Source organism: Microbacterium sp. S308A+ (assembly GCF_049800815.1).
GTDB lineage: Bacteria > Actinomycetota > Actinomycetes > Actinomycetales > Microbacteriaceae > Microbacterium.
In genome coordinates this window covers 414418-440802 of record NZ_JBNAFT010000002.1, presented here as the reverse complement: position 1 = coordinate 440802, position 26385 = coordinate 414418, and the positions used below count along the sequence as shown (strand labels likewise).

The following is a 26385-nucleotide window of genomic DNA, read 5'->3' as shown; positions in this document are numbered from 1 at the left end:
TCCGGTCCCGCGACCGGGCTCAGGCACCTTCATGTCCCGAGCGGATGTACCCATATGCGACGAAAGAGAGGCGGTATCCGTCAGACCTCGCTAGGGTGATGCGCAGTGTCGTCTCGGCACGATGCGGCGGAGCAACGCGGCTCCCTCGCACTGCACCCCAAGGAGCCTCGTTCGTGACTTCCCTTCCCTCACGTCGCACCGTGACCGGTCTCGCCCTCGCGGCGGCGACGCTGGCCGCCACCGTCCTCACCGGCACCTCCGCATTCGCCGACGACGAGGATTCGCCGGAGGCCACTCCTGCACCCGTCTCCTCCTCCGCACCCGCCGGGACACCGGCCCCTACCGCAGGGTCGGAGACGCCGGCGACGGAGAGGGCCTCGACCGCGACCTCCGCCTACGAGCCCGTCATCGTCGACGGTCAGGTGCAGGCCACCCTCGACCCGAAGGCGATCACCAAGAGCGAGGTCTGGATCAGGACGAACGTCGACACCGACCACGACGGCGCTCCCGACGAGATCTACGCCGTGCTCTCGGTGCCGAACGTCGCCGCCGGCGGGGTGACGGTGCCCACGGTGATCGCCGCGAGCCCGTACTACGGCGGGATCAAGGCGGTGCCGCAGCACAATCCGTACCGCGAGCTCTGGGACCCGAGCCAGCCGAAGCCGACGCCGGCGTTCGGCGAATGGAACCGCCCCGGCGACTCCGACTCCCCCTATGGGACGCCCTCGGGCGCATACTGGCTCTCCCGCGGCTTCGCCTTCATGGCGGTGTCGACGGTCGGGACGAACAAGTCGACCGGTTGCCCGCAGATGCTCAACCGCGAGGAGGCGGAGGCGAACAAAGCCGTGATCCAGTGGCTCACGGGCAAGGACGGGGTCACCGCACGCGACGCCACAGGAAACCCGGTGAGCTCCGCCGCCTGGTCGGCCGGCAAGGTCGCCATGACGGGGACCTCGTACGACGGCGCCCTACCGCTGCTCACCGCGACCACCGGCGTCGAGGGGCTCGAGGCGATCGCGCCCATGGCGCCGGTGTCGAACTTCTATGAGTACTACCACGTGGCCGGTGGCATGTACGGCCCGCAGGGTTACCAGGGCGAGGACCTCGACAACTACGTCCTCGCGCTCCTCCCTGACGACGCCGCCCGCGCGCGCTGCACCCCGACGGCGCAGGAGTTCGTGGAGAAGGAGGACCGCGCGTCGGGCGACTACAACGACTTCTGGGACGAGCGCAACCTGCTCAACTGGGCGGGCGACGTCCGCGCGGCGACCCTGATCGGTCACGGACAGAGCGACCTCAACGTGCGCGTGAGCCAGTCCACCGACTGGTATCGGGCGATGCGGGCGAACGGCGTGCCGACCAAGCTCTACCTGCATCAGTACAGCCACATCAACCTGGGCTCCCTCCCCGCGGCGGCCGGGTGGACCCGCGACCTGAACCGGTGGTTCACCCACTACCTGCTCGGCGTGGACAACGGCGCGCAGAACGACTCCGGCGTGCGCATCCAGGCCGAGGACAGGACGACCTGGTTCGACGACACGGACTTCCCGAACGTCGACGCCGGCGAGGTCACGTTCTTCCCGACCGCCGGCGGCGCCGGTGTGGGCGCGCTCGAGTCGGAGGTTCGCACCGGCGCGGTCGAGACGAAGACCATCGCGGACGACTCGACGATCTCGCTCCAGGACCTGGTCAGCGCGCCGAGCTCGCCGAACCGTCTCGTCTACCGGAGCGCCCCGCTCGCGACCGAGCTTCGCCTGAGCGGCGAGGCCTCGGCCGCGCTCGGCATCGCGCTGAACCGCCCCGCCGCGAACATCACGCTGGCGATCGCCGACCGCTCCCCTGACGGCACCTCGCGCATCATCTCGCGCGCGTGGACCGACCCGCAGAACCGGACGGACATCCGCACGACCGAGACGGTGGTCCCGGGGACCTCGTATGACCTCAGGCTCGGTTTCGTCCCGGTCGACTACCGGGTTCAGGCCGGTCACGCGATCGAGCTCCTCATCGCCTCGAGCGACACGGAGACCTCCCTGCTGCCGCCGACGTCCACCGATCTCACGGTCGACACCTCGGTCACATCGGTGACGCTTCCGGTGGTCGGAGCCTCGGATGCGGTCCGCGAGGCGCTGGGCGCGCCGGGTGAGCCCGCGATCGCCGTGGCCTCGGTCTCTGTGCGCGAAGGCGACGCGCAAACAGTCACCGGTGCGGGCCTCGCCCCTGACATCGATCTGGTTCTCGGAGTCGACGTGAGCGGGGTCGCCCCGATCGCCGTGCGCACGGATGAGGACGGCACGTTCAGCGCCGCCCTCCCGTCCGGCTCCACGACCGCGGCGGGCACGAGGACGGTGACGCTGACCGCGGGCAGGGCGACGATCGCCACGGCGGCATTCGAGGTCATCGCGAAAGAGACCCCGGTCACGCCGACGCCTTCGCCCTCGCCGTCCGGCGGAGGCAAGGGCGGCTCCGGGACGCTCCCGGCCACCGGCGGCGAGATCGGCCTCGCAGGGATCGCAGGCCTCCTGCTCCTGGGCAGCGGGGCGATGGCCACGGCGCTCGCGGCGCGGCGACGCAGAGACCGCGCCTGACCCGGGCCGGGCGACGGCCCGTCGGCGTCTCGACGCTGACGGGCCGTGTTCCTTTCCCGCCGCGATCCCCCCACGCCCTTCCCGCTCCTATGAAGGTGTGCCACCCTGAGACCATGAGAAACCTCGTGGTACGCGTCGCCTCGCTCTACGTGTTCAACGTCGTCGTCCTGCTGGCGATCGGGCTGCTCCTTCCCGCCGTGCGCGTGGGATGGAGCGCGCTATGGGCCGCGGTCATCCTCACCGCGGCGTCCATGCTCCTCAAGCCCGTCCTCGCCCGGGCCTTCCGCGGCGCCGCCGCGAGGTCAGCCTCGTCGCGCACCCGCGTCGGCGAGAAGACCGTGCAGTACGGCATCGTCTTCGTCGTCGAGCTGATCGTCTGGATCGCGACGGTCGTGCTCAGCGGCGTGCGCGTGAACGGCTTCTTCTGGGGATATGTGATCCCTCCGCTCGTCCTCCTCATCGCCTGGGTCGTCTACGACCAGATCGACGATCGCGTGCAGACCAAGGCCGGAGAGCTCTACGACGCCGCGGAGTCGCGGATCGGCGGGTCCGGTCGGAAGGAGCAGAGCGCGGACGCTCCGCCCGTGCCGACACCCCCGACCGACCCGTCCGCGACGCGAGCAGGACGGGAAGAGCTGAAGGACGGGCTCACGCCGGAGCAGCGTCGGATGCTCGACGAGCTCGGCTGATCCAGCGGGGCACACCGTCTCAGGAGGCGCCGCGCTCGGCCGCCTCCACGACGTTGGTCATGAGCAGGGCCACGGTCATCGGCCCGACGCCCCCCGGGTTCGGCGAGATCCAGCCGGCGACCTCCGCGACGGCGGGGTCCACGTCTCCGTACACCTTCGCCCGTCCCGTCTCGGGGTCGTCCTCACGCGTCACCCCGACGTCGAGCACGGCCGCGCCCGGCTTCACGTCCTCGGCGCGGATGAGGTGCTTGACGCCGGCCGCGGCGACGATCACGTCGGCCTCACGCAGGTACCGCGGCATGTCGACGGTACCGGTATGGGTGAGCGTGACCGTGGCGTTCAGCTCGCGCCGGGTCAGCAGAAGGCCGATCGACCGACCGATGGTGACCCCGCGCCCCACCACGACGACATGCTTGCCCCTGAGGTCGTAGCCGTTGCGCAGAAGCAGCTCGATCACACCGCGCGGAGTGCAGGGCAGCGGGGTCTCGATCGGCGCGTTGACGTTCAGGACCAGACGCCCGAGATTCGTCGGGTGGAGTCCGTCCGCGTCCTTGGCGGGATCGATCCGCTCCAGGATCGCGTCGGTGTCGAGGTGCGTCGGGAGCGGCAGCTGCACGATGTAGCCGTGGCAGGCCGGATCCGCGTTGAGCTCGTCGAGGACGCGCTCAACGTCCTCCTGCGTCGCATCGGCCGGGAGCTCACGCTGGATCGAGTTCATGCCGACGGCCTCGGACTGCCGGTGCTTCATGCCCACGTAGAGCTGGGATGCGGGGTCCGCGCCGACCAGCACCGTCGCGATGCCGGGCACGACTCCCTTCGCGCGGAGCATGGCGACGCGCTCTGCGAGCTCCGCCTTGATCTCGGCCGATGCGGCCTTCCCGTCGAGGATCTTCGCGGTCATCGTCCTTCGTTCCTTCCGCACGGTCGTGTCCCCGCGAGACGGCACCCACGACGAGACGACGGCACAGGCTGCCGTCTCCCCGCGCGGACGCCGTCGCGCGGGACGGGTCGGGTTACTGGTTGAGGCCCGGGTACAGCGGGAAGGCGGCTGCGAGCGCGTCGACGCGCGCACGAAGCGCCTCGACGTCGGCGCCGGGCAGCAGAGCGAGGGCGATCACGTCCGCGACCTCGGTGAACTCGGCGTCGCCGAAGCCACGGGTCGCGAGTGCTGGGGTGCCGATGCGCAGGCCCGAGGTCACCATCGGCGGACGCGGGTCGTTCGGCACGGCGTTGCGGTTGACGGTGATGTGGATCTCATGCAGGAGGTCCTCCGCCTGCTTGCCGTCGATCTCGGCGTCGCGGAGGTCGACGAGGACGAGATGCACGTCCGTTCCCCCCGAACGGATGGCGATGCCCGCGTCCTTCACGTCCTGCTGAGAGAGTCGGTCCGCGATGATGGCCGCGCCCCGCAGCACACGCTCCTGCCGCTCCTTGAACTCCGGCGTCCCGGCCAGCCTGAACGCGGTCGCCTTCGCCGCGATCACGTGCATGAGCGGCCCGCCCTGCTGGCCGGGGAACACGGCCGAGTTGATCTTCTTCGCGATCTCGGCGTCGTTGGTGAGGATGAAACCGGAGCGCGGACCCCCGATCGTCTTGTGCACGGTCGAGGAGACGACGTGCGCGTGCGGCACCGGGTTCGGGTGCAGGCCCGCGGCGACGAGGCCGGCGAAGTGGGCCATGTCGACCCAGAGAAGGGCCCCTACCTCGTCCGCGATCGCCCGGAAGGCCGCGAAATCGAGCGTGCGGGGGTAGGCCGACCATCCCGCGATGATGACCTTCGGCTTGTGCTCGATCGCGAGACGGCGCACCTCGTCCATGTCGATGGTCGAGGTCTCGGGGTTCACGCCGTAGGCGACGATGTCGTAGAGCCGGCCGGAGAAGTTGATCTTCATGCCGTGGGTGAGGTGGCCGCCCTGGTCGAGCGAGAGCCCGAGAAGGGTGTCGCCGGGTCGCGCGATCGCGTGCAGCACGGCCGCGTTGGCCGTGGCACCCGAGTGCGGCTGGACGTTGGCGAACTCTGCGCCGAACAGCGCCTTGGCCCGCGCGATCGCGAGCTCCTCGGCGACGTCTACCTCCTCGCAGCCGCCGTAATAGCGGCGCCCAGGGTAGCCCTCGGCGTACTTGTTGGTCAGGACGGACCCCTGCGACTGCAGAACCGAGACGGGGACGAAGTTCTCCGACGCGATCATCTCAAGGTACGAGCGCTGGCGGTTGAGCTCACGCTCGAGGACCTCGGCGATTTCCGGGTCGACCTCGGCGAGCGGCGCGTTGAAGGACGGGTCTGTCATGGCGTTCTCCTTTGACGACGGAAAGATTCCTCATCGGCCCAGGCGCGCGGTCGAATCCGTAACGGTCGCTCCCCGGTGGTTGGCCCACCCAGACGCCAGTCGCGACGTTCCCGAGCATAGCCGACCGCAGGCGGGCGCACCGAGCGGACCACGCGAGTGGCGTGACGCTCGCTCGGCGACGCGGGCGAGGGTAGGTTTGTTCATGGTCCTTCCTGACCGATCTTGCGATGTCGCGTCAGAGACCGCCGGGGCGAGACCTCGCCCTTCCGTCCGCAGAGGAGAGCGCATGTCCGACGGCCTGATCGACAGCACGACGAGCGGTTCGCTCGTCGTGCGTTCCGCCCGCGTCATCTCGGAAGGGACCATCACCGACGACGCCTGGGTGCGCTTCGAGGACGGCCGGATCGTCGCACGGGGCGACGGCGCGGACTGGACGCCCGCCGACCGCCTCGTCGACGCGACGGCGATCGCCGGCCCCGGGGCGTTGCTGACCCCCGGTTTCATCGACATCCACGGCCACGGCGGCGCCGGCGCGGCGTTCGACGACGGGGCGGAGGCGATCCGGACCGCTCGAGCGATGCACCGCTCCCATGGGACCACACGCGCCGTGGTCTCCCTGGTCACGGCCTCCATCGACCGGTTGGCCGCATCCGTGTCGGCGATCGCGGATCTGACCGAGACCGACGACGACATCCTCGGCTCGCACCTGGAAGGCCCCTTCCTGGACGTGGGCCACAAGGGCGCTCACGACCCCGACCTGCTCCGCGCGCCGCAGGCCGACGAGGTCCGCCGGCTCCTGGACGCAGGGCGGGGGACGGTCCGGCAGGTCACGCTCGCCCCCGAGCTTCCCGGAGGTCTCGAGGCGATCCGCCTCGTCGTGGCCTCCGGCGCCGCCGCGGCGGTGGGGCACACGGACGCCGACGACGACACTCTGCGCGCCGCCTTCGATGCCGGCGCGACGATCCTCACCCATGCCTTCAACGCGATGCGTCCCATCCACCATCGCGACCCCGGCCCCGTGCTCACCGCTGCCGCCGATCCCCGGGTGACGCTCGAGGCCATCGCGGACAACATCCATCTGCACCCGCACGTGATCAAGCTCGTCTTCGACGAGGCGCCGGGGCGGGTGGCCCTCGTGACCGACGCGATGGCCGCCGCCGGGTCCCGGGACGGCGAGTACGTGCTCGGCTCACTGCGGGTCACCGTCACCGACGGCGTGGCCCGCGTGGACAGCGGGTCGATCGCGGGCTCCACCCTGACCCAGGACGTCGCGCTGCGGCATGCCGTCGCGGCTGGGGTGCCGCTCGCTGAGGCGGTGCGCGCGCTGACCTCGACGCCCGCCAGGGCCATCGGGGCCGCTGCGGCGATCGGTGCGCTCTCACCCGGCCTCGCGGGCGACGCGGTGCTGCTCGACCGCGACCTGAAGGTCGTCCGGGTCTGGACCGGCGGACCGACCGCGATCTGAGCGGCCGGTCTCGCCGGGCTGCTCCCCTCCGGGACTGAGAGTGGAGGCCGGGAGATCTTCGCTCCCCAGCGCGTGATCTCCCGGCCTTTCTCCTGAGAGCAGTGGTCCGGGAACTCCTCCCCCGAGGCTCCCGAGACCTGTCGGCCGGCGGAATCCCCACCGTCGGCCGCCCCGCGTTCCTCCGCCCCCCGGTGGAGTCCTGCGTGACTGTCTCTACGGGATGAGATGCGGTCCCCCACGGTTCATTACGCGATGCCGAAAAAATTCTGAGGAAAAAGTTCGAGACCCGTCACCCCCACGGGTTCGGCGCGACGAAATCCCTCGCCGCTCTGGCTCTTCCCAGCCCAAGGGTGAAGAATGGAGGACCGACGTGATGAATCGAGGGAACCTGCGTCTCTCTTCATGAGAGCGCACCCACGACACCGATGAGAAACGACGTATGAGCGACGACCAGACTTCCTTCCCCGCGGACATCGCGGACGCAGACGAGCCCCGAGGCGACGCGGAGCTGATCCTGCGGACCCGATCGGGCGACTCCCAGGCCTTCGCCGAGCTCTGGCGCCGCCACTACCGCTCCGGCATCACCGTCGCCCGATCGGTCACGGCCTCCTTCGACGCCGACGACCTCGTTCAGGAGTCGTTCGCTCGCATCTACCAGGCGATCCTCAAAGGCGGAGGCCCGACCGGCTCCTTCCGCGCCTATCTCTTCACAAGCATCCGCAACACCGCTGCCGGCTGGGGTCGCGCCCGTCGCGAGTCCGCGATCGACGAGCTGGACACCGTGCCAGACCCGTCGACGACCGATCAGGCTGCGAACGACGCCCTGGACCAGAGCCTCACCGCGCAGGCGTTCCGGAGCCTTCCCACCCGCTGGCAGGAGGTGCTCTGGTACTCGGAGATCGAGCAGATGAAGCCGGCCGAGATCGCGCCGCTGCTCGGCATGACGGCCGGCGCGACGTCGCAGCTCGCCTTCCGCGCCCGCGAGGGCCTGCGCGAGGCATGGATCCAGGCCCACCTCCGCTCGGCGGAGATGGGTTCCGAATGCGAGTGGACCATCGAGCGTCTCGGCGCGTACTCCCGAGGAAACCTCGGCACGCGGGATCGGTCCAAGCTCGAAGTTCACCTCGAGGACTGCGCGCGCTGCATGATCGTGGCCGCAGAGGCCAAGGACGTCTCGCACCGCCTCGCTCTGGTCCTGCTGCCGCTCGTGCTGGGCGTCACCGGGGCCGGCACCTACCTCGCGACGCTTCAGGGTGCGGTCGCCGTGCCTGTCGTCGCGCTGGCGGCGATGCCGTCCGCCGTCGTCCAGGGCGCGGTGGTCGCCGGGGGCGCGGGGACGACGGGCGCCGCCGCGCACGCGGTGGGATCGGCCGGGAGCACCGGCGGGTCCGCAGGCGGAACTGCTGGTGCTGCCGCCGGCGGATCGACCGGCGCCGCTGCCGGCGGAGCGGGCGTGGTGTCGGGCGTCGGAGCTCTCGTCGGCGTGGGGTCGGCGGCTCTGGTGGTCGCGGGCGCCCTCGTCGCCGGTGCCGTCGTGCCGGGACTCGTCGCCGAGCCCGCGTCGACGTCGCAGCCCAGCGCCATCGAGTCCGGCGCTCCAGGGATCGTCGCAGAGGTCGCGACGCCGTCGAACGCCCAGGTCGCCAAGCCGCTGCCTCTCGACACCCCGCCGCCCACGGCTCCCGTCGTCGCACCCACCGAGCCACCGGCGAACGCGCCGGTCCTTGAGGCAGCCGCCGAGACACCGGCCCGAGTCGACACTCCGGCCGAGCCCGAGAAGCCGGCCGAGCCCGAGAAGCCGGCCGAGCCCGAGAAGCCGGTGGATCCGGAGAAGCCGGTCGACCCTGAGAAGCCGGTGGATCCGGAGAAACCGGTCGACCCTGAGCCTCCGGTAGGGCTCCCCGAGGGCTCTCCGTCCATCGACCTGACGAACATCCGCTGTGTCATCGAGCCGAACGGCGCCCTGGGCGCCCTGCACTACTACGTGCCGATCACCGGGGCCGCAGGCGCGACGGTTCAGGCCTTGCTCGGCGGCAGCACGGATCGCATCACGGGCGCGACCCTCGACACGACGGGGAAGGGCGTATCGGACATCCGCCCCTCGTTCCAGCAGATCATCCTCGGCACGACGGTCGAGTTCCGCTACGTCAAGGACCAGCAGGTCGGGCCCGCGACCATCACGAACCTCGACACGATCAGGGCGAACGCCTCCGCCTGCAGCTCCGCCCCGATCGAACCGACGCCCACACCCACGCCCACGCCCACGCCGGAACCCACCCCCACACCGGAGCCCACCCCGGTCCTGGACTCCCCGGTGATCAAGATCCCCTCGGCCGCCACACAGCCTGCCCCCGAGGAACCGGCCCGCACAGAGGACCAGGCTCCGGCCGAGGAGCCGCTTGACCTCGTCGTGACGACGCCGGCACCAGCCCTCGTCGGACCGTCTGCTCCGACGGAGCAGACCTCGACCGGCGCGGTGGCCACGGCCCCATAAACTGGAGGCATGTCCTCCGCCTCGCAGCCCTCGACGATCCCGGGGATGAGACCCCGCGCCACGCTCCTCGACATCGTGCGGGTCGTGGTGCTGTTGGTCTCGCTCGCCTCGCTCGTGCTGTGGAGCCTCGTCGCCTGGTCGCTGCCATGGAACGTCGTCTCCGCGATCGGCATCCCGCTCATCGTCCTCGTGATCTGGGCGCTGTTCCTCTCTCCGCGACCCGTGCTGGTCGTGCACCCGTTCATCCGTGCGGTCGTCGAGCTGGTGATCTACGCCGGAGTGACCATCGCCTGGTGGTCGATGGGCCAGACCTGGGTGGGGCTGGGCTTCGCGGTCGTGGCCGTCGCCACGGGCCTTGTCGCCGGTCGTCGCGCCCTCGGATGAGACGTTGAGCGGCACCGAGGCGGTCGACTGGCTTCGCGCCGCTCTCGGACCGCGTGTCGACACCTCGACCGTCGCCCGCACCGAGGCGAGAGCCGACCAGTCCGGGCATTCATCGCCCGGGGTTCCGCTCGCCGTCGTGCATGCCGAGACGGTCGCCGACGTGCAGGAGACGATGCGGATCGCGCACGCGACCCGCACTCCCGTCGTGACGCGCGGCGCGGGAACCGGACTCGCCGGCGGCGCGAACGCCGGCCCGGGCGAGATCGCGCTCTCGACGCTGCGGATGAACCGGGTCCTCGAGGTCCGGCCCGACGACCTCCTCGCCGTCGTCGAACCAGGAGTCCTGGGCGGCGACCTCGGCCGCGCCCTTGCCGCGCACGGCCTGTGGTGGGCTCCCGACCCCGCGAGTCGGGAGATCTCGACCGTCGGCGGCAACATCGCCACCGGGGCCGGCGGGCTCCTCTGCGCGAAATACGGCGTCGTGCGCGACGCCGTGCTGGGTGTGGACCTCGTCCTGGCCGACGGGCGTCTCCTGCGGCTCGGGCACCGGAGCGTGAAGGGCGTGACCGGTTTCGACCTCACGTCGCTCGTGATCGGCTCCGAGGGCGTGCTCGGCGTGATCGTCGGCGCCACGCTCAAGCTCCGTCGCCTCAGCGCGGACGCCCCGTGCACGATCATCGCCGGGTTTCCTGACGTACGTGCGGCCGCCGTCGCCTCCGCCGCAGTGACTGCGTCCGGCGTGCAGCCCGCGATCATGGAGCTCATGGACGGGACGAGCCTCGCCGCCGTCCACTCTCTCCTCGCCCTCCCCGCCCCGGCGCCGGGGACCGCTCAGCTCACCATCCAGACCGACGGTCCCGCTGCCGTCGACGAGGCAGGTCGGATCGCGACGACCTTGCGGGACGCCGGAGGCGCCGTCACGCTCTCGCGCGACCGGGAGGAGGGCGAGCGGCTCCTGGCGATCCGCCGGGCGATGCACCCCGCGATGGCGGCCCTCGGCACCACTCTGATCGAGGACGTCGCGGTGCCACGGAGCGCGCTGCCGGCGATGTTCGACGAGATCGCACGGATCAAGCGCGAGTTCGGTCTGACGATCCCGACCGTCGCGCATGCCGGCGACGGCAATCTGCACCCGAACTTCGTTTTCGAAGGCCCGGAGGTGCCGCCAGAGATCTGGCGGGCGGCCGACGCGCTCTTCCGGGCCGCGATCCGCCTGGGCGGGACCCTGACCGGCGAGCACGGGATCGGCGTACTCAAGAGCCGCTGGCTGGCCGAGGAGCTGGGCGAGGACCAGTGGGAGATCCAGCGTGGGATCGCCCGCGTCTTCGACCCGTCCGGGATCCTCAATCCCGGGAAGGTGTTCGCCGCGAGAGGAGGATCCGTTGCCTGACATCCACGTGAGCGCCGCGGTCGTGACCGACGCCGCCGGCAGAGCCCTGGTGGTGCGCAAGACCGGTACCGTACGGTTCATGCAGCCCGGCGGCAAGCCGGAACCGGGTGAGAGCGCTGCGGAGACGCTCGCCCGTGAGCTCCACGAGGAGCTGGGGATGCGGGTCGCCCCCGCGGAGATGAGGCCGCTCGGCGTCTTCGTGTCCGCTGCGGCGAACGAGCCCGGTCACCGCGTGATCGCGACGGCCTTCGCCGTCCGTGCCGAGGAGTCCGACGTCAGGGTCCAGGCCGAGCTGGCCGAGCTCCGCTGGATTACCCCGGACGACGTCGCGGACATCCCGCTCGCGCCGCTCAGCGAGGAGCATCTGCTCCCCCTCGCCTGGCCTCGCTGAGGCTCGCTCGCTGGGTCGTCTCACAAGCTCCTCGCGGGGCCTCGCGCACACGGCGCCGCAACCCGGCGGGGCCGCCTCAGATGCCCTGCCAAGCCGGCTTGTGGGCAAAGGTGTAACGGTAGTAGTCGGAGAGCCTCAGCCGCGAGGCGGCCGCCTCGTCGACCACGACCGTGGCGTGCGGGTGGAGCTGGATCGCCGAGGCAGGGAGGACGGCCGCGACCGGCCCCTCGACGGCGTCGGCGACCGCTTGGGCCTTGCCCTCGCCGAACGCGAGCAGCACCAGGTGTCGAGCCTCGAGGATCGTGCCCAGCCCCTGGGTGATGCAGTGCATCGGCACGTCGTCGATCGAGTCGAAGAAGCGTGCGTTGTCCTCCCGGGTCTGTGCGGTCAGCGTCTTGACGCGCGTGCGCGAGGCGAAGGAGGAGCCGGGCTCGTTGAAGCCGATGTGTCCGTCCGTGCCGATCCCGAGGATCTGCAGGTCGACCCCGCCTGCGGCCTTGATCTTCGCGTCGTAGTCAGCGCCCGCATGCTCCACGCCGTCGGTCGCGCCATCGGGCACGTGGATGAGCTCCGGGTTCAGGCCGAGGGGCTCCACGACCTCGCGCGTGATCACCGATCGGTAGCTCTCGGGGTGCGCGGGATCGATCCCCACGTACTCGTCGAGGGCGAAGCCACGCACCTGCGAGACGTCGACGCCGGCGAGACGCGAGCGGAGAGCGGCGTAGACGGGGAGCGGCGTCGACCCGGTCGCCAGTCCCAGCACTGCGTCCGCACGAGCTGCGATCAGTCGCGCGATCTCCTCAGCGACCAGCTCTCCCGCGCTCTCCGCGCTCTCGACGATGACGACCTCAGCCATGACTCTCTGCTCCCTGTTCGGTTCCGACGCGATCGTGCGCGGCGCCGACCAGCGCCGCACCGAGTGCCGCCGCGGGGGATCCGGCAGGCAGCATCTCAATCCTCTCATCCAGACGGAGCGACCGAAGGAACGCCGAGACCTCCGCCTCCTCGCGCAGCCGGCGCGTCAGCACACCCCGCAGCCGATCACCCAGCGCGGTGAGACCACCCCCGAGGACCACGGTCTCGACGTCGGCGCTGAGCACCAGGATCCGCACCGCGGAGGCCGCGCCATACGCGATCCCCTCACGCAGCTCCCGCGCCGTCGCGTCACCGCCCTCTGCCGCGTCGAAGATGTCCAGGATCGGCAGCTCCCCCGGGCGTCCCCAGGCCTTGGCGACGGCGCCGCCGCCACAGAACGACTCCACGCAGCCACGCTGTCCGCAGCCGCAGAGACGTCCACGCGGGTCGATCGAGATATGCCCCACCTCGCCGGCCGTCCCCCGTGCGCCACGCCAGAGCGCGCCGTCGACCACGATGCCCGCGGCCACACCCGTGCCGAGGTTCAGGTATGCCATCGACGGCGGGTCTCCGTGGAGCGCGGCAGCGCCGAGAGCGGCGGCTTTCACGTCGTTCTCGACGGCGAACGGGACATCGAGGGCCTCGCGCACGGCCGCCGCCAGCTCGAGCTCCTGCACACCGAGGTTGACGGCGTGCAGGACACGACCGCCCTCCGCGTCCACGAGCCCGGGGATCCCTACGCCGACCGACGCGATGGCGTCGTGATCGAAGGAACCCTCCGCCCGCAGGGCGGCGATCGCGTCGAGGATCGTCATGACCACCGCGTCCCGTCCCCACCCGGTGCGCACGCGCACGCGTGCCACGATCCGGTCGGTCCCGTCGAGCGCCACCGCGTCGGTCTTCGTCCCGCCGACGTCCAGGCCGAGTCGCATCGACCGGGCCTCTCCGGCTCCGGCCCGTTCCGGCACGGTCATCAGTGCGCGACCGCCTCAGGACGGCGCGAACGAAGTTCGCTCATCGGTTCAGGACACTCCCAGCTGGCTCGAGAGCACCATGACCGCCGCCCCACGGAGGACGATGTCCTCCTGCGTGGTCAGGCGAACCACGATGTCGTCGAAGACGCCGGCGAGGGTGCGTTCGAGGAGCGTCGCCCTCGCCGCCTCCAGCAGCGCCCCGTCCAGGAGGTCGGCGGGGCCGGACAGGACGATCTCGGAGAGGTCGAGCGCAGCCACGACCGGGGCCACGGCCACCGCGAGCCGGGTGCCCGCGTCGCGCAGCACGCGGTCGCGCTCCGCGCTGTCCGCCGCCTCCTCCAGGCGCTGCCGAAGGCCGTTCGCCCCGAGCCAGGCCTCGAGACAGCCGTTCTTCCCGCAGATGCAGCGCGGGCCGCCGTCGGTGCCCACGACGACGTGCCCGATCTCGCCTGCGGCGTAACGGCTGCCGACGAGCGGCTGGCTGCCGGAGATCAACCCCGCCCCGACGCCGCGTCCGATCTTGACGAGGAGCATGTCGGAGTTCGCCGCGCCGAAGGTGTACTCGGCGAGAGCTGCCGCGTTCGCGTCGTTGCGCACGAGGACGGGGAGGTCCAGGGCCGTGCCGAGCAGGCGCTCGAGCGGGAAGTCGTTCCACCCGAGGTTCGGCGAGCTGAGGACGATGCCGTCCGGACGCACGATGCCCGGAGCGCCGACGCCGATCCCCAAGACGGGCACGGGCGACAACGAGACGAGATCCGAGGCAAGGGCGCGCACGGCCTCGTATGCGGCATCTCCGCCATGAGGACGCGGCACTTCCAACCGCTCGCGTACCTCTCCGTCCAGACTCAGGAGAGCGCCGGCGAAGACGCCGGGTCCGGAGAGGTCCAGTCCGATGATCCGGTGCCCCCCGCGGTCGATGTCGATGAGGATCGGGGGCTTGCCCGGTCCGTTCGTCTCGCGGATCCCCTTCTCCACGACGATGCCGTCCGCGATGAACTCCGCGACGAGGTCGGAGATGGTCACGCGTGTGAGGCCGGTCTCCCGGGAGAGGTCGGCCCGGCTCATCGCTCCCGCGTGGTACAGGGTCTGAAGCACGAGCGAGCGGTTGTGGCCGCGGGCGTGCTCGGGGAGGACCTTGCCCTTGCTCCGGAGGTTTCGCCCCGGCCCGAAGGCGTGCGGATCCGCGACGCCGTCGGCCGTGGCGGCGGCCGACGACCCCTCCTTCTGCGGGCGAACCTGCCCCACCGTCTCCGACATGTTTGTTAGTACACCTTACGAACAGGGCGGAGCGCAAGCTCCACCGACCGTGTCCCCTCGCCCGGTTACCGAAACGTTACTCTGAGAATCTTCGCCCCGGTCAGGGGTTTGCCGGGTGCTGTCGTTGTCGCTCGACGACCCTCGCCACAAGGCCGGCGACGATCTCCTTGCGCCGTTCCACGGTCATCGGCTTTCCAGGGATCCCCGGACGTCGCTGGGCGGGAGCCGGTCCGTCCAGAGGCCGATAGCGCACTCCTGCCGCCGCCAGTCGGCGGAGCCCGAGGGGCAGGCGGACAGCGAATCCCGCGTACTCCCCCGGCACGCCGCCCTGCCAGAGCCGCTCCGCTGTCGCGAGGAGCCGGGGGAACACCGCGAAGTCCACCCGGTCGCGGGTCGGAAGGTGCTCGGTCCACACGTTGGCCTGGCCGCCCTCGACCCCGTTCGGAAGCGTCAGCGTGTACGCATGCTCGATGGTCAGCGGCGGCCCGACCGGAACCGGCTCATCGGGAGACTCCGCCTGCCGGTAGTCCAGGTAGACCTCCAGGTCGGGGCAGGCGACGACCGGGATGCCCCGGCGCAGCGCATCAGCGATCGCGACGGGCCCGCGCCAGGCGGCGACCCTGGTGCCCTCCGGCACATCGCCCTCGAGCACCTCGTCCCAGGCGAGCGCCGTGCGCCCGCGGGAGTTGACGTGTGCGACGAAGGCGCGCGTGAACCACGGCTGCACCGCGTGGGCGTCCGGAAGACCCAGCTCGGCCATGCGCGCCTGGGCGGCGGGACTGTGCTCCCACTCCTCCACCGGCACCTCGTCGCCGCCGATCCCGATCCAGGGTGAGTCGAAGACGTCGCAGAGGGCGTCGATCGCCGCGCGCCCGAAGGCGAGCGACGCCTCCGTGGGCGCGAGCACCCTGGGGTTGACGCCGAACGAGGGCCACGCCTCCTCGGGAGCGTCGGCGACGTCTGCGTTGCGCAGCTCGGGATAGGCCGCGAGCGCGGCCTGCACGTGTCCGGGAAGCTCCACCTCCGGCACGAGGGTGACGAAGCGCTCGGCGGCGTAGCCCACGAGCGCGCGGAGCTCGGCGGTCGTGTAATACCCCTCGTGCACCCCCGGCTCCACCCTCGCGAGAGGGCCGTGCCCGCGCTGCGTCGCCGAACGACGTGCGCCGACCTCCACGAGTCGCGGATACCCCGGCACCTCGAACCGCCATCCCTGGTCGTCGGTGAGATGAAGGTGCAGCACGTTCAGATGGAGCTCCGCCAACCGGTCGATCAGCCGTCGCACGTCCTCCGCCGGACGGAAGTGGCGGGCGACGTCGAGCATCACACCACGCCAGGCGTAGGCGGGAGCGCCAGACCAGGTTCCTGCGGGGATACGTGCCTCGGTCCTCTCGGGAGCACGGAGCTGGGCCAGGACCGTGGCCCCGCGGAAGACCCCGGCAGGTGAAGCCCCGCGGACCTCGACGCCGTCGGCGGCGACAGTGACGCGAAACGCCTCCGCGCCGATGCGTCCGGCGGCGTCGGCGGCGGTGCCGAGAGCCGGGTCGGTGAGGAGACGGATCGGCGGCGTCCGGGGGACGGCGGCGCCGCCGTCCCCCGGAGCCGCGTCCGCCTCGGCGCGGAGCAGGGCCGCGGCCCCCGCGAACGCGTCGTCCCCGAGCACCGGGGTGGACCGCGTCCAGTGGAAGGGCGGGGCGATCGGATCGATCATCCCGTCGGCGTGCGGGATCGTCGCCCGGTGTGGCGGCGGTGACATCCGCAGTGCTCGTCCAGGGGTCGCCCCCGTGACCGCGCCGTCGCGCACCACGGGTACACCGGAGACCAGCACCTCGACGATCCCGACCGGCGCCTGCCGCGGTTTGTCGAACGTCGCGACGTCGATGACGGCGGCGGGGTCGAAGAGGACGAGGTCGGCGGTGGCCCCCTCGCGGATCACCCCCCGTGGCGCGTCGCCGAGGTGGAGGCCCAGCCGTTCGGCCGGTGTGCCGGACAGATGCCGTACCGCCTCCTCGAGCCCGAGCACGCCGAGCTCGCGAACGTAGCGACCGAGATAGCGCGGGAAGGTCCCGAATCCCCGCGGGTGAGGTTTCGCGCCGATCAGGATGCCGTCGCTTCCGGCCGTATGCCGCGGGTGGCGCATGATCCTGCGGACGTTCTCCTCGTCGCCGATGTGCATGAGCACCCCGGTTGCGCCCGCGTCCGCGACGACGGTGTCCAGCACGACATCGACGGGACGTCGCCCCTCGGACTCGGCGATCTGCGCGATCGTGCGTCCGACGAGCCGGTTCAGATCGGCCACCCCCGTGCCGGAGACCTCGATGAGCGACCAGTCCGCCCGCTCGCCGTGGAATCCGTCGCAGCCGAGTTCCTCCAGCTCGACGCGGACCGCCTCGCGCCCCGCCTCGTCGAGCGCGGCGACGGTCGCGACGAGGTTGCCGCCGGCCGCGAGCCTGCTCGGGAGGAGCGCCGCGAGGGTCGTCGCCCCGGGAAGGTACGGGTAGGTGTCGATCGTCACGTCCACGCCGTCGGCGATGGCCGCATCCACGAGCGCGAGCAGCTCCTCGGCCCGTCCGCGGTTGGCGGGGAAGTTCATGGTGGCGTGCGTGAGGTGGATCGCACAGCCCGTGCGACGACCGATGTCGAGCGCCTCCGCGTACGCCGACAACGCCGCGCCGCCATAGCTGCGGGTGTGCGGCGCCCAGTATCCGCCCCGCTCGGCGACGACCCGGCACAGATGCTCGAGCTCGGCGGTGTCCGCGTACATGCCAGGGGTGTAGGTGAGCCCGCTCGACATCCCGAAGGCGCCGGCGTCCAGCGCCGCACCGAGGATCTCGCCCATCCGCCGCAGTTCCTCCCCGGTGGCGGAGCGGTTCTCGTGCCCGACGACCATCATCCGGAGGTTCCCCTGCGGCACGAGCACGGCGACGTTGCCGGCCGTGGCCCGATCGATCTCGGAGAGGAAGCCCGCCATGGTGCGGGGCGCGTTCTGCTCCGGGACGCCGTTCCACCCCGCGATCTGCCCCGCGACCGCATCGGCCGTCGCGGCGTCGAGGGGCGCGTAGCCGAGCCCGTCCTGACCGATCACCTCACAGGTCACGCCCTGCAGCAGCTTCGCCGCGTGGTCCGCGCCACGCAGCACCGCGAGGTCGCTGTGCGCGTGCATGTCGATGAAACCGGGAGCGAGGGCGAGCCCGTGGGCGTCGATCTCGACGCTGCCCTCGGGAAGAGGATCGGGGAGCCTGATGCCGCTCTGCATCCCCGCACGGGCCACCGCGACGACCCTGCCGCCTTCGACGACGACATCGGCGACGAAGCGCGCGGATCCGGTGCCGTCGATCACCGTCGCGCCGCGATAGACACGCGTCCCGCCGTCCCCGGCGATGGTCGTGCTGAGGTTCAGAAGCATGTCGCCACCGCACCGATCACCAGCGGGTCATCCGCGTCGGGATCATCGATCACCGGGATCACCCGCCATTTGTCGAAGGCCGTGCACGGGTGCGAGAGGCCGAGTCGGACGACCTGCCCCACCTCGACCGTCTCAGCCCGAGCAGTCCGCAGGAAGGCGTGCTGATCGTTGAGCGCCGTGACCTCACCGGCCACGCCCTGCGGAACCGGCAGGTCGATGTCGAACGGCACATCGCGCCGGCCCGCGTCGAGCAGGGCCAGCCCCTCCTCGGGCTGGGACACGACGCGCGCCCAGGCATGCATCGCCGCGCGCAGTGGCGGGCCGTCGACGACGGACCCGAACGGCGCCATCCGGGAATAGAAGCCGTCGTCGTGGATCTGGAACGCGCCGGAGCGGAGCACCACCTCGGCCTCGGCGGCGAGGGGGGCGAAGACCGCGGCGACGCGATCGGGCCATGCGCTGCCGCCGGCGCTGATGATCGGAGGGGCGGCACGGTCCACGAGCGGGCGGATCCGCCCGAAGAGCTCCGTCATCCGTTCCAGGTAGGCATCGACCGCCGCGACCGAGGAGCTGCCGCGATCCGGCCCGAAGGGACCCTCATAGCCCGCGACACCGGCGAGACGGAGTCCCGGCGCCGCCGCGATCGCCCGGGCGATGTCCTCGCCTTGCGTCACCGTGCGCGCTCCGGTACGCCCGTGGGCGCCGCCGAGCTCGACGAGCACGTCGAGCGGCCGGACTGCGTCCGCCAGTCCCTCGGCGAGGATGTCGACAGTCACGACCGCGTCCGCCCAGACCAGGATCCGACGCGTCGGATCAGCGGCGAGGTGCGCTCCGAGGCGGCGGGCGGAGGCCACATCGGTCACGGCGTTCGCGATCAGCACACGCTCGACGCCCGCCTCGATCGCGACCTCGGCCTGCCAGGGGGTGGCCACGGTGATGCCCCAGGCGCCGGCGTCGATCAGGCGCTGCCACAGCGCGGGAGCCATGGTCGTCTTGCCATGCGGCGCCAGGCGCAGTCCTCGTTCCGCCGCCCAGGCGAAGACCGTCGCCTCGTTATGCGCCATCGCGTCCTCGTGCACGGCCAGCACGGGAGTGCCGAACTCGGAGAGCCGCGCGCCCGCCGCGGGGAGGGCGGACAGGGCGAGCCCATGCAGCCGAGGCGGCACGCTCTTCGCCCAGGGACCGAGGACAGGATCGGGGATGTGAAGAGGCACACGTCCACGCTATCGCCCGCAGGCGGATATGTGCGGACGCCGAACGAAATAGGCTGGGACACATGACCGCCAAGACCCGCGTCACCACCGACGCTGCTCCCGCTCCCGCCCACACGTTCTCTCAGGGGGTCCGCAAGGGCCCGATCGTCCAGGTCTCCGGCCAGGGCCCGGTGGATCCCACGACCAACGAGTACCTGTTCCCGGGTGACGTCGCGGCGCAGACCATCCGGACGCTGGAGAACGTCAAGGCCATCGTCGAGGCCGCGGGTGCGACCTTCGACGACGTCGTGATGCTCCGTGTGTACCTTACGAAGCGCGAGGACTTCCCGATCATGAACGAGGCCTACGGGCAGTTCGTGACCGCCCACACGACCAGCGGCGTGCTGCCCTCCCGGACCACCGTGTTCACCGGCCTCCCTCGCGAGGAGATGCTCGTCGAGATCGACGGTCTCGCGGTCGTGGATCCCGCCTGATCCACGCCCTCCCGCTTCTGAGCCCGACGCCAGGCGTCTGTGCTTGACTGTGCGTGCCGGCTCGATCACCGGCACGCACAGTCAGCCGTCGCGCCGCCGCCCAGGAGGACCCGATGAACCGTCGCCTCGCCGCTCTCGTCCTCGCCGTGGTCGCGCCCCTCGGCCTCGCCGCCTGCAGCAGCCCGGACACGGCAACGTCTACCCCGCCTGCCGGAGCCGCCTCCGCTCCCCCGGCCGCCACAGACACCGGTGCGGCCGAAGCCGAGGAGCAGAGTCTCGCCGAGGCGTGCGATCTGGTGACCACGGCGATCACGACCGCGGGGAGCGAGATCGCCTCGTTCGACATGTCCGCGGCGGTGTCCGACCCCGGCGCGGCCGTCGACGCCTACCTCACGATGGCCGACTCGCTCTCCGGTGCGACCGCGAAGATCACCAACGCGCAGGTCAGCTCCGCCGCCGCGGCGGTGAGCCAGAGCTTCACCGCGTTGACCGACGGTCTCAGCAAGGCCTTCCTCGAGAAGGATCCGGCCGCCATGGCCGGCTTCCCCGCCCTCCAGGCCGCGGCGTCGAAGAGCATGGCCGCCTTCACGAACCTCTGCCAAGGCTCCTGACCGACACGCCTCACGGCGTGGGCACCGGCTCCCAGACTTCCGTTGCCGTTCTGTTATCACGATCCCGTACGATGATCAAGATGTGGACGTCTGTGCGCCACAGGGGGTGTGAACCGTGACAGATCTCATAGCAGCACCGGGCGCCGCGACCGGGAAGACGCCGGTCGTCGACGGTGCCGAGCCGGACAGCACCGCGCCGGAAACCGAACCGCAGAGCACCGCAGCACACGACGCCCGCCCTCAGGAGGGCGCGCCGCTCGAGGGCGCGCCGGGCGGGACAGGCGTCGTGCCCCCTGCGACGGACGGACCCGACGACGGCCGCCCGGTCGAATGGGCTCCGCACGAGACGCCGCGCAAGAGACGTCACATCGGCCGATGGATCGCGATCGGCGTCGGCGTGCTCGCGATCGGCGCCGGCGTCGCCTCCGCGGTCCTCATCGCCCCCGGGGTGACGATCGCCGGCGTCCCGGTCGGTGGAATGACCCCTGGAGCCGCGGCAGACGCCCTGAGCAGTCGCATCGCGAACATCCCGATCGCCTTCACCGACGCGAACGGCGAGGAGGTGACCGTCAAGGGCTCCGACCTCGGCGCGCACATCGACGCCACGGCGATGGCCGACAAGGCGTTCGCCGAACATCCGATGTGGAACGTCACCGCCTGGATGCCCGCGCCGACGCCCGGCGAGGTCGCACTCGACCCTCGCACAGCCGAGGAGATCCTGCGCGCCCGGCTCCCCTCCGTCTATCAGGACCCCGTTGAGGCGGGCGTGGCCTTCGACCCCGCGTCCAAGGCCTACGTCGCCACCCCGGCGACGAACGGCAAGGGAGTCGATCTCGACGCCGTGGCGTCCGCGATCACCGCGGCGATGGCCGACGGGAAGGGCTCGGTCGCCTTCGACGCCGCCGCGGCCGAGGTCGCCCCCGACGTCACCGACGCAGACGCCAAGGCGATGGTCGACAAGCTCAACGGAATGCTCTCCTCCGTCGGCTTCTACGTCGGCGGCGAGCGCACGGTGCCGATCGATCCCGCCGTCGCCGCCGGCTGGCTCTCGGTGACGAACGTTGATGGCGCGCTGACCGTCAAGGCCGACGCGGCGGCGATCCAGAACGCGGCGAACGCCCTCCCCGGCCAGGTCAATCGTCAGCCCGTCAACGCGAGATCGGTCGTGGACTCCTCGGGGAAGGTGCTGGAGAGCATCGTCCCCGGCGTCACCGGGCGCGAGCTCGGCGACGTGTCCGGCGTCGGAGCGGCCTTCGCGAGCCAGCTCGGTTCAGGAGGCGGCGCGAACTTCGAGCTGCCGGTCAAGGAGACCCCGTTCCAGACGACCGCGCTGTTGCGCAAGATCGACGTGAACCTCAGCACGCAGACGGTCTCGGCCATCGAGAACGGCGCCGTCGTCGACTCCTGGGCGGTCTCCACCGGCGCGGGCGAGTTCGCCACGCACACCGGCTCGTTCGCGGTCAACTGGAAGCTCGACGAGCAGAACATGGGCAATCGGGACCTCACCCAGGCGCCGTTCTACTTCCAGCCCGAGGTGAAGTGGGTCATGTACTTCAACGGTGACGAGGCGTTCCACGGGGTCTACTGGCACTCGAGCTTTGGAACGCCCATGAGCCATGGCTGCGTGGGCATGCCCGAATGGCGTGCGCAGTGGCTCTACAACTGGTCGCCGGAGGGCGTCGAGGTCGACGTCCACTACTGACGCCGAAAGCGCGGACATGACAGAGGGCGGGTGCCGTGGCGCCCGCCCTCTGTCATGTCGACCCGGTCGCCGAGGACCGGTCCCCTGATCAGGCCATCGCGTCGATGACGGCGTTCAGCGTCGCCGACGGGCGCATGGCCTTCGAGACCTTGGCCGCGTCGGGGCGGTAATAGCCGCCGATGTCGACCGGCGCTCCCTGGACCGCGGCCAGCTCCGCGACGATCTTCTGCTCGTCGGCGGCGAGCGCCTGAGCGACCGGAGCGAAGGCGTTCGCGAGCACCGCGTCCTTCTTCTGCGCCGCGAGCTCCTGAGCCCAGTACAGCGCGAGGTAGAAGTGGCTGCCGCGGTTGTCGATCGTGCCGAGCGCACGGCCGGGCGACCGATCCTCCTCCAGGAAGGTTCCGGTGGCGGCGTCCAGCGTCTCCGCCAGGACCCGGGCCTTCTCATTGCCGGTCCGGTCGGCGAAGTGTTCGAGCGAGGCGGCCAGAGCGAAGAACTCGCCCAGCGAGTCCCAGCGGAGGTAGTCCTCCTCGACCAGCTGCTGCACGTGCTTCGGCGCGGATCCGCCGGCCCCGGTCTCGAAGAGGCCGCCGCCGGCGAGCAGCGGGACGATGGAGAGCATCTTCGCGCTGGTGCCGACCTCGAGGATGGGGAAGAGGTCCGTGAGGTAGTCGCGAAGCACGTTACCGGTCACCGAGATGGTGTCGAGGCCGTGCCGCATGCGCGCGAGCGTGTAGCGGGTGGCCTCCTCCGGGGCGAGGATCGTGATCGTGATGCCGTGGGTGTCCAGGAGCGCCAGCCCCTGGTGCACCTTCGCGATGATCTGCGCGTCATGCGAGCGATTGGCGTCGAGCCAGAACACGGCGGGGGCACCGGTCGCCCTGGCGCGCGTGACGGCGAGCTTCACCCAGTCCATGACGGCGATGTGCTTGGTCTGCGTCGCCCGCCAGATGTCGCCGGCGCCGACCTCGTGCTCGATGAGGGCGTTGCCCTCGCTGTCCAGGATCTGCACCAGACCGGCCGTGGCGATCTCGAACGTCTTGTCGTGGCTGCCGTACTCCTCCGCGGCCTGGGCCATCAGGCCCACGTTCGGCACGGTGCCGATCGTGGCGGGGTCGAGCGGGCCGTTCGCGATCACGTCGTCGATCACGGCCTGGTAGACGCCGGCGTAGGACGAGTCGGGGATGACCGCGATCGTGTCGTCCTCGCCGCCGTCCTTGCCCCAGAGCTTGCCGCCGTTGCGGATCAGCGCCGGCATGGACGCGTCGACGATCACGTCGCTCGGCACGTGCAGGTTGGTGATGCCCTTGTCGGAGTTGACGTAGGAGAGACGCGGCCCCTCGGCGAGGGCCTTCTCGAATGCGGCGGCGATCTCCGCGCCGCCGGCGACGTCCGACAGACCGGCGAGGATCGATCCCAGACCGTCGTTCGCGCTGAGACCCGCGGCGGCGAGCTGCTCGCCGTATCGGGCGAACACGTCGGCGAAGAACGCCTTGACCACGTGGCCGAAGATGATCGGGTCGCTGACCTTCATCATCGTCGCCTTGAGGTGGACGGAGTAGAGCAGGTCGTCGGCCTTCGCCGCCGCCAGGGTCTCTGCGAGGAACGCGTCGAGGTTCGCCGCGGAGAGGAAGGTCGCGTCGACGATCTCGCGAGGAAGGACCTTGAGGCCTTCCTTGAGCACGGTGACCGTGCCGTCGGCGGCGGTGTGACGGATGCTGAGGACATCGTCGCTCGCCGCCACCCAGGACTTCTCGTTGGACTTGAAGTCGTCGTGCCCCATCGTCGCGACCCGGGTCTTCGATCCCTCGGCAAACGGCTTGTTGCGGTGCGGGTGCTTCTTCGCGTAGTTCTTCACTGCCAGCGGCGCACGACGGTCGCTGTTGCCCTCGCGCAGAACCGGGTTGACCGCGGATCCCTTGATCCGGTCGTATCGGGCGCGGACGTCCTTCTCCTCGAGCGTCGCCGGCTCGTCCGGGAAGTCCGGGATGTCGTAGCCCTTCTGCTGGAGCTCCCCGATGGCGGCCTTCAGCTGCGGGATCGAGGCCGAGATGTTCGGCAGCTTGATGATGTTGGCCTCGGGGAGCGTCGCGAGGCCGCCGAGCTCGGCGAGCGCGTCGCTGACCTGCTGCTCGGGGGTGAGCTTCTGCGGGAAAGCGGCGAGGATGCGTCCCGCCAGCGAGATGTCCCTGGTCTCCACCTCGATGCCGGCCTGGCCGGCGTAGGCCTGGACGATCGGGAGGAAGGACGCGGTGGCGAGAGCCGGGGCCTCGTCGGTGTAGGTGTAGATGATGGCGTCGTCGGTCACCGGGATCTCTCTCCGTTTTCACGCGGGCATTTGTCTCGATACCAAGATACCTGAGCGGCATCCTGCTGTGAGTTGCCTGTCCGCTGTCGCCCCGGCACCCGGAGGGGTTAGCCTGGGTGCATGACGGATCTGCGACTGGTCGAACTCTCCGCCGCGACGATCGTCGCTGTCAACAACCTGTCCTTGAAGCCCGGGCAGGAGCAGTTCCTCGCGCCGGTCTCCTATGGCATCGCGGCGACCGTCATGAACCCGCAGACCTCTTGGCAGCGGGTGGTGCTCGACGGTGACGAGGTCGTGGGATTCGTCAGCGCGAACTTCGACGCGGAGGCGCCGGAGCCGCACTTCCGCTCCGTCCTCTGGCGGATCAACGTCGATGCGGACGATCAGGGTCGCGGCGTCGGACGCTTCGCTGTCGAGAGCCTCATCGACGAGGCACGCCGACGCGGGTTCGACCACGTGGACGTCATCTACGAGGCCGGCGACGACGGGCCCGAGGCGTTCTTCCACCGGGTCGGCTTCACCCCGGTGGGCGAGACCGAGTACGCCGAGGTCATCGCCGAGGTCCGTGTGAGCTCGTAGCGCATCCCGGTGATCCGTCCGCTCCGCGGTCGAGTCACCCCCTTCGACCGGCGGCGGGGCTTCGGATCCCCTCCCCCACCGAGGCCCCGTCGCCTTCCTCTTTCTGCATCGTCGCGCAGAATCGCCCGCCGTCGTCCTCCCGTCCTGAGGGGCGCCTGCGCGCGGGCCTGTGCCCGTCAGGGATGCACTTTGCCGGGCCGGACCATCTTTGTCGGTCTCACAACCTCCTCTGGACCGACAAAGGTGCTCTCACCCGACGAAAGCGCCGCCCCTCCACCGACGCGGCTTCCGCGGACCTGTCCACCGGTCCTGTATACGCGGGCTCCAAGGCGCCGTCGCCGAGGCAGGCTCGCCGTCATGGAACTCCGAGACTGGGTGCGCAGGCAGGGCGGCGTCGCGCATCGGGCCCAGGCGTCCGAGCATGGCTATCCGCCGACGCAGGTGCGCTCCGAGATCGCCCGCGGCACCGTCCTCCGTCTGCGCTCCACGTGGATCGGCGTCGCCGACGCGCCGGCTGACCTCCTCGCCGTGGCCAGAGCCGGAGGGCGGCTCACATGCCTGTCCCTCGCCCGTCGCCGCGGCTGGTGGATCCCTCCTACCGCCGGCGAGGAGCTCCACCTTCATCTCCCGCCCCACGGACGGCGTCCGATGATCGAGGCCCGTCTGCACTGGGCGGCGGCGATCGTCGAACGCGGGCCGCGACGGCTGGAGTCCTCGATCGAGGACGCGCTTGCCCACATCGCGAGCTGCTTCTTCCAGGAGGACGCTCTCACCATGTGGGAGTCGGCGGTGAGGGCGGAGAGGCTGGACGTCGAGTCCCTGGCGAGCGTCCGCTGGCCCGATCCCCGCTCACGCCGGTACGCGCAGATCGTCCGCGGCCTCTCCGACTCCGGCCCCGAGACGATGTTCGTGGTACGCCTGAGCCCTTGGGGCGTGCCCCTCCGCCAGCAGGTCCGGCTCGCGGGACACGACGTCGACGTGCTCATCGGCTCCCATCTCGTCGCACAGCTCGACGGGTTCGCCCACCACACGAGTCGATCCGACCGGCTTCGCGACGTGCGGCACGACGCCGAGCTCGTCCAGCGCGGCTACACCGTCCTCCGCTTCACGTACGAGCAGATCGTGCACCGATGGGAAGAGGTCGAACGCACCGTCGGAGGCTCGATAGCCCGTGGGCTGCATCTCAGCCCTGCCGAAAGACGCCGGCGGCGATGAGGCACCGCGATGCCGCAGTACTCCCGAATGCCGGACGACCTCAACTTCGTCGGATCAAACGAGCTCAACGGACCGACAAGGTTTCTTCGACCCGACCGTATTGTTGCC

20 protein-coding genes and 1 riboswitch are annotated in these 26385 nt (G+C 70.8%); of the genes, 12 read left to right on the top strand and 8 right to left on the bottom strand.

Annotated features, from left to right (window positions below; translation table 11 throughout):
* The first annotated feature begins 173 nt into the window (after positions 1-173).
* Positions 174-2585, top strand: coding sequence for a CocE/NonD family hydrolase (locus ACP15J_RS07825; protein ID WP_424936448.1), 2412 nt, complete (start codon positions 174-176; stop codon positions 2583-2585).
* A gap of 113 nt (positions 2586-2698) precedes the next feature.
* The gene (locus ACP15J_RS07820; RefSeq protein ID WP_424936447.1) at positions 2699-3274 is read left to right on the top strand and encodes a phage holin family protein; all 576 of its coding nucleotides are present in this window, start codon (positions 2699-2701) and stop codon (positions 3272-3274) included.
* 19 nt (positions 3275-3293) lie between these two features.
* On the opposite strand, the gene ACP15J_RS07815 is transcribed toward ACP15J_RS07820, so the two are convergent.
* Positions 3294-4175 carry a bifunctional methylenetetrahydrofolate dehydrogenase/methenyltetrahydrofolate cyclohydrolase gene (locus tag ACP15J_RS07815; RefSeq protein ID WP_424936446.1) on the bottom strand — a complete coding sequence of 294 codons (882 nt, stop codon included), beginning with the start codon at positions 4173-4175 and terminating at the stop codon, positions 3294-3296.
* Between the two features lie 112 nt (positions 4176-4287).
* Positions 4288-5562, bottom strand: coding sequence for a serine hydroxymethyltransferase (glyA, locus tag ACP15J_RS07810; protein ID WP_424936445.1), 1275 nt, complete (start codon positions 5560-5562; stop codon positions 4288-4290).
* Between the two features lie 29 nt (positions 5563-5591).
* Positions 5592-5675, bottom strand: a riboswitch (ZMP/ZTP riboswitch).
* A gap of 173 nt (positions 5676-5848) precedes the next feature.
* On the opposite strand from glyA, the gene nagA reads away from it, so the two are divergent.
* The 5 genes from nagA to ACP15J_RS07785 all read left to right on the top strand — a co-directional run bounded on the left by nagA (position 5849) and on the right by ACP15J_RS07785 (position 11686).
* Complete coding sequence (gene nagA, locus ACP15J_RS07805) at positions 5849-7027, top strand: N-acetylglucosamine-6-phosphate deacetylase (RefSeq protein WP_424936444.1); 1179 nt, start codon at positions 5849-5851, stop codon at positions 7025-7027.
* Between the two features lie 439 nt (positions 7028-7466).
* Positions 7467-9521: a sigma-70 family RNA polymerase sigma factor gene (locus tag ACP15J_RS07800; protein WP_424936443.1), complete on the top strand. Its 2055-nt coding sequence runs from the start codon at positions 7467-7469 to the stop codon at positions 9519-9521.
* A 9-nt stretch (positions 9522-9530) separates the two neighbouring features.
* Complete coding sequence (locus ACP15J_RS07795; protein WP_424936442.1) at positions 9531-9905, top strand: YrdB family protein; 375 nt, start codon at positions 9531-9533, stop codon at positions 9903-9905.
* A 4-nt stretch (positions 9906-9909) separates the two neighbouring features.
* Positions 9910-11295 carry an FAD-binding oxidoreductase gene (locus ACP15J_RS07790; protein ID WP_424936441.1) on the top strand — a complete coding sequence of 462 codons (1386 nt, stop codon included), beginning with the start codon at positions 9910-9912 and terminating at the stop codon, positions 11293-11295.
* Positions 11288-11686, top strand: a complete 399-nt coding sequence (locus ACP15J_RS07785; protein WP_424936440.1) for an NUDIX hydrolase — start codon at positions 11288-11290, stop codon at positions 11684-11686. Before ACP15J_RS07790 ends, ACP15J_RS07785 begins: the two co-directional genes overlap by 8 nt.
* A gap of 76 nt (positions 11687-11762) precedes the next feature.
* Here the strand turns inward: ACP15J_RS07785 and nagB are convergent, their stop codons facing one another.
* The 5 genes from nagB to ACP15J_RS07760 all read right to left on the bottom strand — a co-directional run bounded on the left by nagB (position 11763) and on the right by ACP15J_RS07760 (position 19389).
* Positions 11763-12542: a glucosamine-6-phosphate deaminase gene (gene nagB / locus ACP15J_RS07780; RefSeq protein ID WP_424936439.1), complete on the bottom strand. Its 780-nt coding sequence runs from the start codon at positions 12540-12542 to the stop codon at positions 11763-11765.
* Entirely contained in the window at positions 12535-13473 is a 939-nt protein-coding gene (locus ACP15J_RS07775; protein ID WP_424980913.1) for an ROK family protein, read from the bottom strand. Before ACP15J_RS07775 ends, nagB begins: the two co-directional genes overlap by 8 nt.
* A 90-nt stretch (positions 13474-13563) precedes the next feature.
* Complete coding sequence (locus ACP15J_RS07770; RefSeq protein WP_424936437.1) at positions 13564-14772, bottom strand: ROK family transcriptional regulator; 1209 nt, start codon at positions 14770-14772, stop codon at positions 13564-13566.
* A 100-nt stretch (positions 14773-14872) separates the two neighbouring features.
* Complete coding sequence (locus ACP15J_RS07765; protein ID WP_424936436.1) at positions 14873-18175, bottom strand: family 20 glycosylhydrolase; 3303 nt, start codon at positions 18173-18175, stop codon at positions 14873-14875.
* On the bottom strand, positions 18166-19389 hold the full coding sequence (locus tag ACP15J_RS07760; protein ID WP_424936435.1) for an amino acid deaminase: 1224 nt from the start codon (positions 19387-19389) through the stop codon (positions 18166-18168). The genes ACP15J_RS07765 and ACP15J_RS07760 overlap by 10 nt, the downstream gene beginning before the upstream one ends.
* Before the next feature lie 62 nt (positions 19390-19451).
* Between ACP15J_RS07760 and ACP15J_RS07755 the strand changes: the two genes are divergently transcribed.
* The 3 genes from ACP15J_RS07755 (at position 19452) to ACP15J_RS07745 (ending at position 22175) form a co-directional block, all read left to right on the top strand.
* A complete protein-coding gene (locus ACP15J_RS07755) occupies positions 19452-19862 on the top strand; it encodes a RidA family protein (RefSeq protein ID WP_424936434.1) in 411 nt (136 codons plus the stop codon).
* A gap of 113 nt (positions 19863-19975) precedes the next feature.
* Complete coding sequence (locus tag ACP15J_RS07750) at positions 19976-20473, top strand: hypothetical protein (RefSeq protein ID WP_424936433.1); 498 nt, start codon at positions 19976-19978, stop codon at positions 20471-20473.
* Positions 20474-20588: 115 nt separating this feature from the next.
* Complete coding sequence (locus ACP15J_RS07745; protein ID WP_424936432.1) at positions 20589-22175, top strand: L,D-transpeptidase; 1587 nt, start codon at positions 20589-20591, stop codon at positions 22173-22175.
* A gap of 88 nt (positions 22176-22263) precedes the next feature.
* Here ACP15J_RS07745 and ACP15J_RS07740 read toward each other — a convergent pair whose 3' ends face one another.
* Positions 22264-24483 carry an NADP-dependent isocitrate dehydrogenase gene (locus tag ACP15J_RS07740; protein WP_424936431.1) on the bottom strand — a complete coding sequence of 740 codons (2220 nt, stop codon included), beginning with the start codon at positions 24481-24483 and terminating at the stop codon, positions 22264-22266.
* A 120-nt stretch (positions 24484-24603) separates the two neighbouring features.
* Between ACP15J_RS07740 and ACP15J_RS07735 the strand changes: the two genes are divergently transcribed.
* Both ACP15J_RS07735 and ACP15J_RS07730 read left to right on the top strand, forming a co-directional pair.
* On the top strand, positions 24604-25062 hold the full coding sequence (locus ACP15J_RS07735; RefSeq protein ID WP_197219918.1) for a GNAT family N-acetyltransferase: 459 nt from the start codon (positions 24604-24606) through the stop codon (positions 25060-25062).
* 357 nt (positions 25063-25419) lie between these two features.
* The gene (locus ACP15J_RS07730) at positions 25420-26277 is read left to right on the top strand and encodes an endonuclease domain-containing protein (RefSeq protein ID WP_424936430.1); all 858 of its coding nucleotides are present in this window, start codon (positions 25420-25422) and stop codon (positions 26275-26277) included.
* Positions 26278-26385 lie beyond the last annotated feature (108 nt).